The sequence below is a fragment of the Sorangium sp. So ce590 genome (assembly GCF_051521365.1).
Taxonomy (GTDB): domain Bacteria; phylum Myxococcota_A; class Polyangia; order Polyangiales; family Polyangiaceae; genus Sorangium.
In genome coordinates this window covers 5,572,645-5,588,819 of the sequence record NZ_CP150346.1, presented here as the reverse complement: position 1 = coordinate 5,588,819, position 16,175 = coordinate 5,572,645, and the positions used below count along the sequence as shown (strand labels likewise).

Here is a 16,175-nt window from a genome sequence, read left to right as displayed (position 1 = left end):
CTGGAGCGGAGCTTTCAGCAGGAAAATCCGCGGCGCGGTCTGCCGCCGGCGGGCTCCGCGACGGCGCCGCGGCCGCCACGGAAGCCGCCGGGTCCCAGGGGGCCCGGACGTCGCTCAGAAGAGCCCGATCGGCCCCGGCGACCACGGGAGCTCGATCGTCTCGCCGACCGCGGGCGGCGCGACGCGGCGGAGCTTCCCGTCGCGCCATGCCAGGAGCACGAGCCCTGGATCCTCGAGCGGCGCGCCCACATCGATCTCGAGCCGCGTGGGCTTCCCGTCCTCGACCTCGGCGACCCGGATCGTGCCGCCGCACTGGCGGATCTCGTAGCCCGGCTGGAGCGGCGACGACGGCGCGCGGTAGAGGCTCTCGAACGCTCCGGTCAGCATCGTCTGGCCGATGGGCGCGAGGGTGAACGAAGATTCGCCGGTGCGCGTGAGGCGGTGTGACGCCTTGGTCATCGAGAGCATCGCCCAGCAGGAGATGGCGTCGGGCGACTCCAGGGCGATGATCGCCTGAGGATACATGGATGCCATGGGATCCGAGGAGGCGGCGATGAAGACCCGCTTGCGGGGCGGCGCCCCGATCTCGGCGGTGCGGGCGACGTCCTCGAGCTTCCGCGCGATGTCCGCGCTCGAGACGGTGGCGAGGAGGAACATCGGCGGCGCGAGCGCGACGTGCACGACGCCGAGAAACCCCGCGCCTGCGCGGCGGGGCCACGACGCGAGCCCGCGCGATGGACCGCGGCGGAGCCCGCGCACGACGAGGACGGCGAGGAGCGGCGCGATCCCGAGGTTCGGCAGCAGCAGGAGGCGCGACCCGGGGAAGCCGCCGAGGCATGTGACGAACGCGAGGAGCGCCCCGGGGACGAGCCAGCGCAGGGCGGCGCGCTCGCGCTCGGGGATCGCCGGGAGGCAAGCGCGGTAGAGCAGGGCGGCGCCGGTGGTCGCCGCGAGGCCGATGACGACGAAGGGGCCTTTGGGGAACGCGGTCGAGAAGTCGGCGGGCACGGTCATGATGGCGTTGCCGAGCAGGACGGGCAGGCGCTCCGCCGCCGTGGCCACGAACCTGAGCGGGTCGGCGAGCGGGTCGACGTAACCGCCGGTGTGCGCGGCGCCGCCGCCGGCCGCCTTGTAGGCGGCGAAGTACACGAGGAGACCGAGCACCGGGAGCGCAGCGGCTGCCCGGGCGCGCCAGCCGGCCGCGCGGCCCGGCGGCGCGGGGCCGGCGAGCTGGTAGGCGATCCAGTACGCTGCCCCGCCGAGCGCCGCCTCGCCGCCCAGGAGCCCGATCCCGAGCCCGAGCGGGCCCAGGTAGCGCCCCGGGCGCCATCCCTCCTCGCGGTAGCGGAGATAAGCCGAGAGCCCGAGCACCACCGGGAGCGCCGCGAGCAGGAGGTGCTGGCAGGCGATCCAGCCGGCCGACTGCATGTGGCTCGCGCTCACCGCGAAGATGAGCAGCGCGAGCGCCGCGGTCGCGCCCGGGAGCACCCGCAGAAACAGCCTGCCGGCGGCCGCGACAAGGGCGACATACAGCGCGATGGAGACGAGGTGATACCCGAGCGGGGCGCGGCCGAAGACGGCGTTCTCGAGCGTGAACAGCGCGCTCGCCAGGGGGCGGACGAGGTGGAGCCTGAGCTCGGGATCGGTCCACCACGGCAACCCGGTGAGGGCGATGTTCGCCTGCGTCCGGTGCGGGTCGCCGCCGAAGAAGTTGTAGAGATCGTACCAGGGCGGCGAGCCGGGGATAAGCTCCGCGAGATAGCACAGCAGAATATAGTCATCGCTGTAGAAGGCGAGCGTGATGGTGGACGCCGCCAGGGCGAGCGCGAGGAGCAAGACGGCCTTGAAGAAGCGAGGGTGGCAGAGCCACCGCTCGAAGCGAGGGGAAAGGTCCGGTTCCATTCGAGCTCGCAACATAGGGTATGCGCGGCGCGCCGTGTAGATCGGCGCTGCGCGTCCCGCACGTCGCCGTCCCCACGACCCGCGCGGCGCTCCCGACGACGACGGGAAAGACATCAGCGCATCTCGGCGGCGGCGCGGCGGATGAGCTGCAGGAGATCGCGCCGCATCTCGCCGCTCACCGTGTGGCCGACACCCGGGTAGCTCTTCAGGCTCGCCTTGACGCCGCGCCCGTCGAGCGCCGCGATCGCGTCGCGGGTGGGGCCGATCGGGACGCGCCGATCGGCCTCGCCGTGCAGCGCGACGAGCGCCGGAGTCGCCGGCTCCACCGCGCTTCCGCCGGGCAGCACCGCGGGGGGGACCCAGCCGCTCACGGGGAAGGCGGCGCCGACGGCGCGCGGGTGGTGCAGGGCGAGCGCGAACGTGAGCGCGCCGCCCTGGGAAAAGCCGGTCACGATGGCCTTGCCCCGCGTCGGCCGCTCGGCGGCGATCCGCTCGATCGTCGCCGCGAGCGCGGCGGCCGCGCGCAAGATGCCCTGTCCGACATCCTCGCTCGCGAGCGCCTGCTGGAGCGGAAACCACGAGTAGCCGTCCCCGTACGGCGTGAGCCCGCGGGGCACGATGAGGCGCGCCTTGACGTCGGCGCCCGCCAGGACCCCCGCGAACGACTCGGGCCGATCGCCGAGCCCATGAATGGCGACGACCAGGGGGAGCGCCTCGCTCCTGTCCGCGCCGCCCGTGACCTCCTCGAGGTACTCGACCCGGGCCGCCGCGGCGGCCGCCGGCGCGCTCGCGACCGGCGCGGCCGGCGGCGCCTCCGTTCCGGGGCCCGCCGGGGCGCCGCCAGCGGGCGGCGCCGCCCGCCGCTCGCAGGCAGAGAGGGCAGCGAGCGACGCGAGCGCAAACCACGTGGAGACGCGTCGAGGGCGATAGGTGCGCATGAGCGACAGACTGCTGAATCATCCCCGCTGGAGCAACAGAGAACCTACGTGAGACTCCACGCGCCCCCCTGCGGCGGATCGGCGCACACCCTGCCGCCCGCGGTTGCGCGGCATCCATCGAGATCGCGTGATCACCGGCGATTTCGCTCCGGCGCGAGCATGGGAGTTCCGGTGATGTTCGATTTGTCCAGCGCCGAGCGGTTGTGACGCGAACTTGGCGCGAACGTGGCAGAGCTGCAGCTTGAACCGACACGACGTTCAAACGAGACGGTTTCTGGTTGATGGGTGTTGAATTAATAGTTATGCTGAAGGAGCTGCTTAATCACCAGAGCTCTTGGCCAGGAGGGAACGATGACCCCACCGTCTTGTTCGATGACCGGCTCGCCGCGATGGCGGCGGGCGCTCGGCGCGGGGCTCTGCGCCACGGCGCTCCTGCTCGGGGGGTGTACGGGCTCCGTGGGCGAGCCGGGGGAGGGCGACGGCCCTGGCCCTGTTGTGCCGGGCGGCTTGCCGGATGGCGCGGCAGAGACGCAGGTCGCCGGGCGCAGCATGTTCCCGCGGCTGAGCCACGCGCAGTGGGAGAATACGGTGCGCGATCTCCTGCGCCTCGACGACAGGCCCGGTCTCTCGGCGTCGTTCACGAGCGATCCGCTCGGCGGCGTGTTCGACAACAACGAGGCTGCGCTCCGGGTGACGCCAGGTCTCTGGAGCGATTACCAGCGCGCCGCCGAGGAGCTCGCGGCGATGGTCGCCGGCGACCAGGGCAAGCTCGCGCGGATCGTGCCCGCGGACCTGCCGGCCGAGCCGGAGGCGCGGGCGCAGGCGTTCGTCGAGCGGTTCGGCGAGCGGGCGTTCCGGCGCCCGCTCACGGCCGACGAGCGGGGCGCGTACCTCGCGCTGTTCGACCGCGGCAAGGAGCTCTTCGAGGGCGAGGACCCGTTCGTCGCGGGCGTGCGCGCGGCGCTCGAGGCGTTCTTGCAGTCGCCCCATTTCGTCTACCGGGTCGAGCTCAGCGCCGGGCCGGCGAAGGGCGGGCTCATCCCGCTGAGCGGGTACGAGATCGCGGCCAAGCTCGCGTACCTCTTCTGGAACACGATGCCCTCCGACGAGCTCCTCGCGGCGGCGAAGGCGGGCGAGCTGTCAACCCACGAGGCGGTCCGCGCCTACGCCGAGCGCATGCTCGAGGACCCGCGCGCCCGCGAGGTCGTCGGCGCGTTCCACCGGCAGCTCTACGACTACGAGCAGTACGACGACCTCAACAAGGACCAGGCGCTGTTCCCCGAGTTCGTCCCCGAGATGGGCGACGCCATGCAGCGCGAGGCGGAGCTCTTCGTGGATCACGTCGTCTTCGACAAGGAAGGCGGGCTCACCGACCTGCTCACCGCCCGCACCGCGTTCGTGAACGGCCACCTCGCGGCGGCCTACGGCATCGACGGAGAATTTTCCAATGAATTCAAGCAGGTGGAGCTCAACGGGGCGGAGCGCTCCGGGCTGCTCACGCGCCTCGGCTTCCTCGCGTCGAGGGCGACGGCGCGGCAGCCGGACTCGATCCACCGCGGCGTCTTCGTGAACCTCAGGATCCTCTGCGCGTCGCTGCCGGCGCCGCCCGACAACGCGACCGCGCTGCCGCCGGGCGAGCACGCGACAAACCGCGAGCGCGTCGCGGCGCACACGGGCAAGGGGACCTGCGGCGAGGCGTGCCACGCGACGATGATCAACCCCGCCGGGTTTGCCTTCGAGCACTACGACGCGATCGGCAAGTACCGCGCGACCGACAACGGCGTGCCCGTCGACGCCGCGGACGTCTATTATCTCGGCGGCCAGCCGAGGAGCTACGCGGACGCGATCGCGTTCAGCCAGGTCCTCGCCGAGAGCAGCGAGGCGCACGCGTGCTACGCGAAGCACTGGGTCGAGTTCGCCCACGGCCGCGGCGCGGCCGCGAAGGACCGGGGGCTCATCCAGGAGCTCGGCGACGCGTCGCGCGGCGGCGCCTCGACCCAGGAGCTCCTTCTCCAGATCGTCTCGTCCACTTCCTTCCTCGCTCGCGTTCCCGCGGAGGCGCAATGATCACCCGACGACGTGTGCTTCGAGGCCTGTTTGGCGTCACGGTCGCGCTCCCGTTCCTGGAGACCTTCGCGCCCCGGCGCGCCGCGGCCGGCACGGGCGACGCGCCGCCCTTCGCGATCTTCATGCGCCAGGCGAACGGCGTGGCGCAGGAGGTCGACGACGAGCCCGAGATGTTCTGGCCGAGCGAGACGGGCCCGCTGACCGCCGAGTCGATGGAGCGGGACAGCGACCGCGCGGTCAGCGAGCTCAAGGACTACGCGAGCAAGCTGATCATGGTGCGCGGCATCAGCTTCGCGTTCAAGGCCAACGGGTGCGGCCACTCCGGCGGCGGCAACCAGTGCCTCACGGCCGCGCGCGTGTCGGACGATCCGTCGGGCAACGAGTCGCTCGCGATGGGCGAGTCGATCGACAACCGCATCGCGACCGAGCTCAACCCGGCGGGCGTCGAGCCGCTGACGCTCTACGCGGGCAGGATGGTCGGCTACCTCAACGAGGTGCTCTCGTACCGCGGCCCGAAGCAGCTCCGCGCCGCCGAGCGCGACCCGTTCAACGCGTACAAGAAGCTCTTCGGGCTCGCCGACGCCGACGACGGGGTCGCGCAGTCGCTGGCCGAGCGCCGCGCCAGCGTGAACGACCTGGTCCGCGCGGAGATGCAGTCGCTCATGGGCCGGAAGGACCTCAGCAAGAGCGATCGCGAGCGGCTACAGCTCCACTTCGACAGCATCCGCGACCTCGAGGTCGCGCTCGCCTGCAAGCTGCCGCAGGAGCGGGTCGCCGAGATGGAGGCGATCTCCCCGGGCGTCCGCAGCCACGACAACGTGGAGACCATCGCCCGCATGCAGATGGACATCATCGCGCTCGCGATGGCGTGCGGCGTGACGCGCGCGGCGACGCTCCAGGTGGGCGACGGCAACGACGGGACCGAGTACACGATCCACGGCGTGCGGCAGAAGAGCTTCCACAAGATCTCCCACCGCATCGACGGCGACGGCTCGGAGGGCCCGCCGATCGAGGGCGCGCAGGAGCTGCATCACCAGGTCGACCGGATCCACGGGCGGATCTTCAAGCACCTGCTCGACAGGCTCTCGTCCTACGATCTCGGCTCGGGGACGCTGCTCGATCACGGCGTGGCCGTGTGGCTCAACGACAACGCCGACAAGTACCACTCCTTCCGGAGGGTCCCGTACATCCTCGCCGGCGGCGCCGCGGGCTACCTGAAGACCGGCCAGTTCGTCGACATCAAGGTCACCAACAACAAGCTGCTCAACACGATCGGCGCGGCCGTCGGCTGCACCAACGGCCAGGGCGGCCCGCTCGACACCTTCGGCGACGAGAGCCTCGAAGGCGGGCTCATCGATCCGATCATCGCCTGAGCGCGCCGTCGCCCGGCGGGGCCCGCGTCGGCGGCCGCCGGGCGGCTCATCGCTCCCCCGACGGACACCGCGCGGCGGCCGCCGGCCGCTCAGCTGAGGAGCTCGACCGCGATCTCGACGGTGGTCTTCTGGCCGCCGCGGAGCAGGTCGACCTTCACCTTCTCGCCCGGCTTCTTGCCGTCGAGGGCGTTGTAGAGCGCGTCGTAATCCGCGACCGGCGCGCCGTCGAGCCCGACGATCACGTCGCCCAGCACGAGCCCGCGGTCGCCCTCGGAGAGGCCGCGCAGGCCCGCCTTGGCGGCGGGGCCGTCGGGGATGACGCTCATCACGATGACGCCGCGGATGCCGTTGCGCCGCTCGAGGCGGCGGGCCGGGTCGAGCTGGATGCCGAGGCCGACCGTCTCGGCCTTGCCGGTCTTGATGATCTGCGGGACCACCCGCGCGATCATCGTCGAGGGCACGGCGAAGCCGATGCCGGCGGAGGCGCCGCTCTTCGAGAAGATCATCGTGTTCATGCCGATGAGGTGCCCGCTCGAGTCGAGCAGCGGGCCGCCGGAGTTGCCGGGGTTGATGGCGGCGTCGGTCTGGATCATGTCGCGGATGGTCACGCCGCCGGCGCCCTCGACCTGGCGGCCGACCGCGCTGATGATGCCGGTCGTCAGGGTGTGATCGAGGCCGAACGGGTTGCCGATCGCGATCGCCTTCTGCCCGACCTCGAGCGGCTCGCGCAGGGGCGCGATCTGGATCGGCTTGAGCATCTCCTTCGGCGCGTCGATCTTGAGCACGGCGATGTCCTTGCGCGGCTCGACGCCGACGAGGCGCGCCGGGAACGTCTTCTCCCCCTGGAGCCGGACGATGAGCGACTGCGCGTTGTCCACGACGTGGAAGTTCGTGACGATGTGCCCGTCAGCGTCCCAGACGAAGCCCGAGCCCGAGCCGGCGGGCACCTCGACCGCGGTCCCGAAGAAGCGGTCCACCACGAGGCGGCGCTGCGTCACGAACACCGTCGCGGACGCGACCTCGCGGAACACCGAGATCGTGTTGCGCTCGTCCTCGATGAGCGCGTTCTTCGACGGCGGCGGGACCGGCGGCGGCATCGTGTCGATCGTCGTCGAGGCCGGCGGCGCCGCGGGCGCGTCGTGGGCCGTCGTCGCGCTCTGCGGGGGGCCGCTGGGGCTGGGCTTCCCCTTGCATCCAGGGGCAGCGGCGAGCGCGGCGACGGCGAGGAAGGCGGGGAGTCGAGCGTGTCTGCGGTGGCGCATGCGGCGCAATCTAGCCTGCCATGGGCAAGGCGTCTCCCCTGCGGCGCGCGCGAGGGGGCGGTGCGGCGATCTGCCGCGCGCAACGGATGCGCGGACAGCCGCCCCGGCGGCGTCGGATCGGATCCGAGATGCAAACCGGCCAAGTTGCGGTAGAGGTGGCCCTGACGGATGAAGCCAATGACGCCAACTTCAACGAAACTTCAGACCACCCCCCCAGCCGCGAAGGAGCCCGTCAAGGTGCTCCTGCTCGAGAACATCCACCAGAGCGCGCACGAGCTCTTTCGAACGCGGTCGTTCGAGATCGAGACGCGCAGCTCCGCGATGAAGCAGGACGAGCTGATCGCCGCGCTCCCGGGCGTGGACATGGTCGGCATCCGGAGCAAGACGCACGTCACCGCGGGCGTCCTCGAGAAGGCCGACAAGCTGCTCGCCATCGGGTGCTTCTGCATCGGCACGAACCAGGTCGACCTCGACGCGGCGAACCGGCGCGGTGTGCCGGTGTTCAACGCGCCGTTCAGCAACACGCGCAGCGTCGCCGAGATGATCATCGCCGAGTGCGTCATGCTCTCCCGGCAGCTCGGCGACCGGTCGCGCGAGGTGCACGCCGGCACCTGGAAGAAGGTCTCGAAGGCCTGCTACGAGATCCGCGGCAAGACGCTCGGCCTGATCGGCTACGGCCACATCGGCCAGCAGCTCGGCGTGCTCGCCGAGGCGATGGGGATGCGGGTCGTCTACTACGACATCGGCCAGAAGCTCCCGATGGGCAACAACCGCCCGCTGCCGACGCTGGAGGCGCTGCTCGCCGAGTCGGACTTCGTCTCGCTGCACGTGCCGGGCACGCCGGAGACGCACAAGATGATCGGCGCCGCCGAGCTCGCGCACATGCGCAAGGGCTCGTACCTGCTCAACGCGAGCCGCGGCACGGTCGTCGTGATCCCGGCGCTGGCCGAGGCGCTGAAGAGCGGGCACCTCGCGGGCGCGGCGATCGACGTCTACCCGGAGGAGCCCGAGTCGAACTCGGACGGCTTCCACACGGAGCTGCAGCGGCTCCCGAACGTCATCCTGACGCCGCACATCGGCGGCTCGACCGAGGAGGCGCAGGAGGCCATCGGCCGCGAGGTGTCGCGCGCGCTGACGCAGTTCGCGATCACCGGGGCGACGACGGGCGCGGTGAACTTCCCGAACGTGGAGCTCCCGCCGCTCAAGGGCACGCACCGCATCCTCAACGTCCACCGCAACGTGCCGGGCGTGCTCCGTGACGTGAACCGCATCGTGTCGGACGTGAACGCCAACATCGACAGCCAGGTGCTGTCGACGGACGCCAACATCGGCTACCTCATCATGGACCTCTCGCAGGACGTGTCCGCCGAGGTGAGCCGGCGGATCGGGGCGCTGGAGACCAGCCTCCGGACGCGCGTTCTTTACTGAGAGCAGGGCCCGGCCGCCGGCGAGGGGGTTCTTCGGGGGGGGGGCGGGGGCCCCGCCGAGCTCGCCCTCAGGCGGCGGCCTCGACCCGGCTCCGCTCGCGCCGCCGCGCCGCCGGGTCGTCCCCCGCGAAGACGAGGGCGAAGACGACGAACCCGGCCCACAGCACCGCCAGGTGGTAGAGCATCGCGACGCCGCCCGAGGCCTCGTAGAGGGCGCTCGACACCGGGGGGCCGAGGAGCATCCCGGCGGCGTAGAAGACGTTGTAGAGCGAGTTCGCGCGGCTGTAGTCGCGCGGCGCGGTGACGACGCCCTGGAGCGCGAGGCTGAGCGGCGAGATCGACGCGAGCGTCGCCCCGGCGACGAGCACCGCAGCGCACATCGCGTCGTACCGATCCAGGTACACGAAGCCGAGGATCATCAGCGTGCCGATCGCGCCGAGCACGCGCATGAGGAACAGGTGGCCGCGGCGATCGCCGATCCGGCCAAAGACGTTGGTGAAGACGAGCATCCCGACCGCGAAGAAGGCAGGGATGAGGATCGTCTGCTCCAGCGTGACGCCCTTCGACGCCATCAGGTACAGCGGGAGGAACAGGACGACCGAGGCCTGGAAGTAGCCATAGGCGAAGGTCGCGAAGCACGAGGTCTTGATGCGCCAGAGGATCGAGGCGGAGGTCGCCTGAGGCTCCTCGCCGTCCGGCGCGCCGGCCTCCCCGTGCGCCGGCGCGTCCTTCGGGTCGCGATCGAGGCGCGCGAGCACGAGGAGCGCGGAGAGCGCCGCGATGACGCACGAGATCACGAACGCCGCGGGCATCGAGGCGAGGGCGACGATGCCCTTCGCGCAGAGCGGGCCGATGACGTAGCCGAGCGCCATCGCGACCGCATAGAGGCTCGTGACGAACGCCTTGTTGTCCTTGTCCGACCGGGCGAGCAGGATCGTCTCGCAGCTCACCCAGATGCCGACCGAGCACGCGCCGTCGAGGAAGCGGACCGCCGCGATGGAGGCGAAGCCCGGCAGGTAGGGGAAGACGCCGACCGCGGCCGCGTACCCGACCAGCGAGCTCACCAGCGTGGCCTTCGCCGAGAACCGGCGGATGAGCGCGCCCATGGGCAGCGAGAGCAGGACGATGCCGAGCGCGAAGCACGACGCGAGCAGCCCGATGTCGCGCTTGGTGAACCCGCGCACGTCCAGGAAGACCGCCGTGAGCGAGATGGCGATGCCGTAAGCGAGGCCGAGGAGGAAGATCGCGCCGTAGACGAGCCAGATATTCCGATCAGGGATGCGGCGGAGCATGGTCGCCCGGCAGGGTCGATCGGCCGCACCGCCGTGTCAAACGGGTCCGCGGCGGCGAAGAGCCGCTTTGACGCCGCGCAGACGCCGTCACGTGACGGCGCGTGACGGCGCGGTCGCGCCGCCGACGGCGCGGCGCTGCCGTGCGGGCTTCACCGCAGGAACTCGAGGAGGAGCTGATTGACCCTCTCCGGCCTGTCGTAGTGCACGAAGTGGCTCGCGTCGGGGATGCGGGCGACACGGGCGTTCGGGACCAGCTCGGGATCCGGCACGGCGAGCTCGGCGCCGAGGTAGCGGTCGTGCTCGCCCCAGATCACCAGCACGGGGGGGGCGATGCGGAGCGGCCGGGTCAACCCGCGCAGGCCGCTCGGGCGGAAGGTGGCGCGGTAGTAGTTGATCGTGGCCGTGAGCGCGCCCGGCTGCGACCACGCTTCGACGTAACGCGCGAGCTCCTCGTCGCTCATGGCGCCCAGCCGCTGCGGATCGTCCTTCAACGACGCGCGGAAAAACGCATAATCGTCCCGCCGGGCGAGCAGCTCGGGGACCTTCGGGAGCTGGAAGAAGAGCATGTACCAGCTCTTGCGGAGCTGCCGCGCCGTGCGAAACCCGGCGAGCAGCCTCTGGGGGTGAGGGCAGTTGAGGATGACCAGCCGATCGAGGAGCGCGGGATACCGCCCCGCGAACGCCCAGGCGACGCCGCCGCCCCAGTCGTGGCCGACCACGGCCGCGGCGCGCTCCGCGCCCGAAGCCTCGATGAGCGCCGCCACGTCCGCGGTCAGCTCGGCGAGCGCGTAGGCCGCGACGCCCCGGGGCTTGTCCGAGAGGTTGTAGCCGCGCATGTCCGGGGCGATCACGCGGTAACCCGCCTCGACAAGCGCGGCGATCTGGTGGCGCCACGAGTACCAGAACTCGGGAAAGCCGTGGAGGAGCACGACCAGCGGCCCCTCGCCCGCCTCGACGTAGTGAAGGCGCACGCCGCTCCGTTCGGTGAACCGGTGCGATAGCTTGGATTCGTCGAGGGTCATCGTCTCTCCTCTCCGCAGGACGGCCGCCGGCGCACCGGGGCCGAGCCCGCGCTGAATGGCTGGGTTTCTACATGCCCGTCCACCGGCGTCGCGCCGGATGCCTCGGGCCGAGGGGGCCTGGGACGCGCTCAGACATCGAGGATCTTGCCCGGGTTCATGAGGTTCAGCGGATCGAGCGCCCGCTTGATCGATCGCATGATCGAGAGCTCCTCGGGCGAGCGCGAGTAGGGCAGGTAGTCCTTCTTGAGCAGGCCGATGCCGTGCTCGGCGGAGATGCTGCCGCGGTACTTCTTCACGAGCGTGAAGATCGCGTGATCCGCCTCGTGGGTGCGCCGGAGGAACTCCTCGCGCGTGAGGCTGTCGGGCTTCATCACGTTGATGTGGAGGTTGCCGTCGCCGATGTGGCCGAAGAGCGCGATCTCCCACCCTGGATAGCTGGCCTCGAACAGGCTCTCCAGCTCGGAGCAGAAGCCTTCGAGCTCCTGGATGGGGAGCGAGACGTCGTTCTTGTGCGGCAGCCCGGTCGCCGACAGGCTCTCGCTGATCCCCTCGCGGAGCGCCCAGAGCTCGGCGGCCTGCGCCCCGTGCTGCGCGAGCGTGCCGTCGGTGACCAGCTCGCGCTCGAACAGCGAGGTGATCCACGCCTCGAGCGCCTCGGGCTCGCCGCGCTCGACCTCGATGAGCACGTAGTAGTCCGACGGCGCGGAGAGCGGCACGCGCACGTTCCGGTGGCTGCGCAGGCGCGCCTGGCACTTCTCCGTGAAGAACTCGTAGGCCATCACCACGAAGGGCCCCATCCGGGCCTCGCGGAACAGCGCGAGCACGCCGGCGAGATCCGGCACCGCGAACAGGAACACGTTGAGCCCCTCGGGCGACCGCGTGAGCTTGAGCGTCGCCTCGGTGATGATCCCGAGCGTGCCCTCGCTGCCGATGAAGAGCTGGCGCAGGTCGATCCCTGTGTTGTTCTTCTCGAGCGCGCCGTTCATCTCGAGCACCGCGCCGTTCGCGGTCACGACGGTGAGCCCGAGCACCCACTGCCGCGTGAGGCCGTAGCGGATGACCTTCACGCCGCCGGCGTTCGTCGCGATGTTGCCGCCGACCTGGCTCGACCCCTTGGAGGCGAAGTCGACAGGCCAGGTGAGGCCGTGCGGCGCGACGTGCTGGTGCACCGCCTCGGTCACGGCGCCGGCCTCGACGCGCACGGTCGCGCCGAGCACGTCGACCGGGCCCATCCGGCGCATCCGCTCGAGCGACACGACGAGCTCGCCCTTCGCCGCCACGGCGCCGGCCGCGAGCCCCGTGCGCCCGCCCGAGGGCACCACCGGGACGCGGTGCTCGGAGCACAGGCGGAGCAGCCGCGAGACCTCGTCGGTCGAGCGCGGGAGCGCGAGGGCCGAGGGCCTCGGCTCGTGGACCTTGGTCCAGTCGCGGCCGAACGTCGCGAGGTCGGCGGCGTCCGTGGAGAGGAAATCCGCGGGAAACTCGCGCTGGACGGCCGCGAGGAAGTCGCCGGGGAGGCCGGGAAGTGGGCTCATGGCCGGCTCGGTACTGCGGTGTGGCTGCGAGGGCAAGCGGCCTTCGCGGCTCAGCCGGGGTCCGGGATCTCGCCGCGGAAGTGCGCGCCGACGAGCTGCACTGTCGCGCCCACCGCGCGCAGCGCGGCGGTGAGCGCGTCGTCGTCCTCGACCGTGACGAGGAGGGCCTCGGGGGCGCACGGGGCGTGGGGGCGGATGGCGTCGAGCAGGGGAGCGGCGAGCTCGGGGGCGGCCACGCGGAAGGGAAACGCGCCGGGGAGCAACGAGTCGAAGCTGGCGAACCCCAGCGGGGCGGCGCCCGGCGCGGCGGGGTCGACGAGGCAGAGGAGCACGAGGCCGCCCCGGCCGCGGGCCTCGGCGATCTGGCCGGGCAGCAGGCCGAACGACGCCTCCAGGACGGCGTCGTCGGGCGGCTCGGCCGGGCGGGCGATGACCGGGCGGGCAGGGCGCGGGAGGCGCGCCGCGGCGTCCCAGGCGAGCTGGAACGTGGTCATGGCGTAGACGTTGTTCATGCCGGCGCTCCGGTAGAGCCGCACGGCAGCGGTGTTGTCCGGGTTCACGTTCAGGCACCAGCGCGTGCAGCCGCGGCCGCGGAGGTGCGCGGCGACGGCGCGCATGACCTGGACGCCGACGCCGCGGCCGCGGTGGGGCGGCGCGACGACGACGTGCCGCACGTAGCCGACCCCGCGCAGCGGCTGGACATAGGCATAGGCGACCACCTCGCCGTCCTCCTCGAAAAAGAGGGTGTCCCTGGCGAAGGCGCTCTCCCAGCGGTCGCGAGGCAGAACCGGGTTGTCCGTCCCGAGCTCCACGAAGAACCGAGCAAAGTGGTCATAATCGGATGGGCCCGCAGGGCGCGCGGCGAGGCGAAGCATGGGTCGAGCTTACCTTCGGGGGCGCCGCGCGTCGCGCGGATCGCGGGCGCGAGCGTCGCGGCGCCTGGCGCGCGTTCTCGGCGACACGTTCGGCGGGCGTTATGTCATGGGCTTCTCCAGCAGGGGCGCGCGTGGAGGGGTCGGTCCGACAGGTGCTCTGGTGCGCGCGTCGCGAGACGCCCGGAGCGCTCTTGTTGAGCACCTTTGCCTACGTGGGCGCAGAGGAAATGGGCTGAGCGCGCCGCGCGGAAAGTCGCGGATCGTCCGATGACGGTGAGTGTTGGTATGGCGTTGTCGCCTGTCGACCGAGCGTGTCGGCGACGAGGCTTCGAATCGTCGGAGACGCCTCGTGGAGGCGCCCTGCGCCGAGAAGCCCGCGGCTCGCGAAAGGCGTGTTTTGCGCGAGTCGTCGCGTCGTTCAAGGGCGCCTGCCGCGGCGAGCTGCTGTGCGCCGCGCGCGCCTCGAAGCGCCTTATCTGCTCAGCGATCCAGCGCGGGTGAACACGCCTTCGCTGCGAGGCTGTGCGCTGTTTAGGATTGTCGGTTTGTCGCTGCCTCCCGCCCGCTGCGCGCGCCCTCGGGCGGCAGCCCGTGCACACCGGCTCTCGGGCATGAGCGCTGCTCTCTGCTCAATCCGACTGACCTGACGGCCCGCGGATGTCGCGGGTCGTGGAAGGGGGAGAAATGGTTGAGCTGTTGAATAGCAGGTGGATGCATGTTGCGATGGCGATGGCCGCCCTGACCACCGGGTGCGCGGCGGGCGAGGCGGGCGCCGACGAGATCGACATGGACGAGGCCGAGGCCGTGGAGGTCGAGGAGACCTCGCAGGCGCTGTACGGTTATGGGAACTCGCGGAGCTGCGGCTGGGGGCGCGACCGGTGGCGCCGCCCCTGGAACAGGGGCGGCGCTTTCGACCCCTGGGGGGGCTCTTTCAGCGAGCCCTGGGCGCCGTGGTCCGGCGGCTACGGCCGTCCGCCTGCCGGTGGCTATGGCCCCGGCTACGGCCCCGGCTACGGCCCCGGCTACGGCCCCGGCGGCGGCTTCAGCGGCGGCAACTACGGCGGCCCCTTCGGTTACGGCAGCGGCTGCAACGGGCGGTGGTAATCGCCCCGCGCCGGCGCTGCGAGGCGAAGGCGAGCTCCGGCCCCGCGCCCTGGCGCGGCGCGCTCTCGGGATCTCGACAGGGAGCCGCTCTGCGCTCAGCGTCTGAGCCGCGGGTCGCCTGAGGCAAGTCGCCGGGGCGCTGGCCGCCGGGAGCTCGCGGTCAACGCGCTGCTCCAGGCGGCCAGGCGCCCCGGGGGTCTTCCGGTTCCGCTACGGCCGTGCCCCGGCGGCCACGTTCCAGGGCTCCCCACGTGATGCATTTTGGGACAGCGTCCGCTGGGCGCCCTGACCTCGGAGTCATCGCCCCGGAACTGCCCAGCTCGTCGCACACCCGGCGCAGATCGCGCGCCCACGCGCGACGCCTGCGCCGGCGCGATCGGCGGTGAGCCCGCTTGCGGCGCCCGCTCGCGGCGCTGCGCCACGCCTTTCGCTCCGAGGCGGCCGGGCGCGGCCGCACGTCACCGCATCACGGATCGCTTCTTGCTCCCGTCTGCTGCGCGCTCACGCGCCGCCTGCCCGAGACCCGCGCCGGCGTCCTCGAGGAATCCTCCCCATGATGCGCTTTGCGACACCTGTCTCGCGTTACATGACCTGCGAAGTCATCACAGCGCCCGACACGACCCTCCTGCCCCGGGTCCACCGCTCGTTGTGCGAGCACGCAATTTCCTGCGTGCCCATCGTCGACGCGGCGTCGCGTGCGCTGGGCGTGCTGTCGCGCACCGACCTGCTCCGGCTCGGCCAGTTCGAGACGAAGACCAACAGTCGCGGAATGCGGTTCACCTTGCCCGACGTCCCGGCGCGCGACGTGCTGCGCCCCGGGATCATCACGATCGGGCGCACGACGCTGGTCGTCCAGGCGGCGAGCGTGCTGCTGAAGCACCGCATCCACCGCGTCTTCGTCCGCGAGGACGACGCCTTGACCGGCGTCTTCAGCACGAAGGATCTCCTCCTGGCCCTCGTCGAGTCGCGGGAGGCGACGCCGATCGCCGAGCTCATGTCGGCCCCCGCGTACACGATCCCGCTCGAAGCGCCGCTCGCGCTGGCCGCCGACCGCCTGACGACGGCGCAGGTGAGCGGGCTCGTGGTGGTGGACCCCGGCGGCTGGCCGGTGGGGATGTTCACCCAGACCGAGGCGCTGCTCGCGCACGGCGTGCTGTCGGACTCACCGGTCGAGGACGTGATGAGCCCTGCCATGGTCTGTCTCGACGCTCGGACGCCGCTCCACCGGGCCGCAGCCGCCGCGCACGCGGCGCAGGCGCGGCGCGTGCTCGTGGTGCAGGGGCGGCGGCTCCGCGGCGTGCTGACGGGCCTGGACTTCGCGCGCGCCGTCGCCGGGAGGGGCCTCATCTCCATGGCCGCGAGGTCCAAGGCCGGCTAG

At 71.7% G+C, this 16,175-nt stretch carries 12 protein-coding genes; 5 read left to right on the top strand and 7 right to left on the bottom strand.

Annotated elements, in window-relative coordinates; translation table 11 throughout:
- Window positions 1-114: 114 nt before the first annotated feature.
- Window positions 115-1,902: a hypothetical protein gene (locus WMF28_RS20685; protein WP_437603983.1), complete on the bottom strand. Its 1,788-nt coding sequence runs from the start codon at window positions 1,900-1,902 to the stop codon at window positions 115-117.
- A 113-nt stretch (window positions 1,903-2,015) separates the two neighbouring features.
- Window positions 2,016-2,840 carry an alpha/beta hydrolase gene (locus WMF28_RS20680; protein WP_437603982.1) on the bottom strand — a complete coding sequence of 275 codons (825 nt, stop codon included), beginning with the start codon at window positions 2,838-2,840 and terminating at the stop codon, window positions 2,016-2,018.
- Between the two features lie 351 nt (window positions 2,841-3,191).
- On the opposite strand from WMF28_RS20680, the gene WMF28_RS20675 reads away from it, so the two are divergent.
- Window positions 3,192-4,907, top strand: coding sequence for a DUF1592 domain-containing protein (locus tag WMF28_RS20675; protein WP_437603981.1), 1,716 nt, complete (start codon window positions 3,192-3,194; stop codon window positions 4,905-4,907).
- On the top strand, window positions 4,904-6,280 hold the full coding sequence (locus WMF28_RS20670) for a DUF1552 domain-containing protein (RefSeq protein ID WP_437603980.1): 1,377 nt from the start codon (window positions 4,904-4,906) through the stop codon (window positions 6,278-6,280). The genes WMF28_RS20675 and WMF28_RS20670 overlap by 4 nt, the downstream gene beginning before the upstream one ends.
- An 89-nt stretch (window positions 6,281-6,369) precedes the next feature.
- Here WMF28_RS20670 and WMF28_RS20665 read toward each other — a convergent pair whose 3' ends face one another.
- Complete coding sequence (locus tag WMF28_RS20665; protein ID WP_437603979.1) at window positions 6,370-7,542, bottom strand: S1C family serine protease; 1,173 nt, start codon at window positions 7,540-7,542, stop codon at window positions 6,370-6,372.
- Between the two features lie 168 nt (window positions 7,543-7,710).
- Between WMF28_RS20665 and serA the strand changes: the two genes are divergently transcribed.
- Complete coding sequence (serA, locus tag WMF28_RS20660) at window positions 7,711-8,970, top strand: phosphoglycerate dehydrogenase (RefSeq protein WP_437603978.1); 1,260 nt, start codon at window positions 7,711-7,713, stop codon at window positions 8,968-8,970.
- A 67-nt stretch (window positions 8,971-9,037) separates the two neighbouring features.
- Here the strand turns inward: serA and WMF28_RS20655 are convergent, their stop codons facing one another.
- The 4 genes from WMF28_RS20655 to WMF28_RS20640 form a co-directional block, all read right to left on the bottom strand.
- Window positions 9,038-10,261, bottom strand: coding sequence for an MFS transporter (locus WMF28_RS20655; RefSeq protein WP_437603977.1), 1,224 nt, complete (start codon window positions 10,259-10,261; stop codon window positions 9,038-9,040).
- Between the two features lie 149 nt (window positions 10,262-10,410).
- Entirely contained in the window at window positions 10,411-11,283 is an 873-nt protein-coding gene (locus tag WMF28_RS20650; protein ID WP_437603976.1) for an alpha/beta fold hydrolase, read from the bottom strand.
- A 128-nt stretch (window positions 11,284-11,411) separates the two neighbouring features.
- Window positions 11,412-12,818 carry an FAD-binding oxidoreductase gene (locus tag WMF28_RS20645; RefSeq protein ID WP_437603975.1) on the bottom strand — a complete coding sequence of 469 codons (1,407 nt, stop codon included), beginning with the start codon at window positions 12,816-12,818 and terminating at the stop codon, window positions 11,412-11,414.
- 50 nt (window positions 12,819-12,868) lie between these two features.
- The gene (locus tag WMF28_RS20640) at window positions 12,869-13,693 is read right to left on the bottom strand and encodes a GNAT family N-acetyltransferase (RefSeq protein ID WP_437603974.1); all 825 of its coding nucleotides are present in this window, start codon (window positions 13,691-13,693) and stop codon (window positions 12,869-12,871) included.
- Between the two features lie 711 nt (window positions 13,694-14,404).
- Between WMF28_RS20640 and WMF28_RS20635 the strand changes: the two genes are divergently transcribed.
- Together WMF28_RS20635 and WMF28_RS20630 are read left to right on the top strand one after the other, a co-directional pair.
- On the top strand, window positions 14,405-14,797 hold the full coding sequence (locus tag WMF28_RS20635) for a hypothetical protein (protein WP_437603973.1): 393 nt from the start codon (window positions 14,405-14,407) through the stop codon (window positions 14,795-14,797).
- A gap of 553 nt (window positions 14,798-15,350) precedes the next feature.
- The gene (locus tag WMF28_RS20630) at window positions 15,351-16,175 is read left to right on the top strand and encodes a CBS domain-containing protein (protein ID WP_437603972.1); all 825 of its coding nucleotides are present in this window, start codon (window positions 15,351-15,353) and stop codon (window positions 16,173-16,175) included.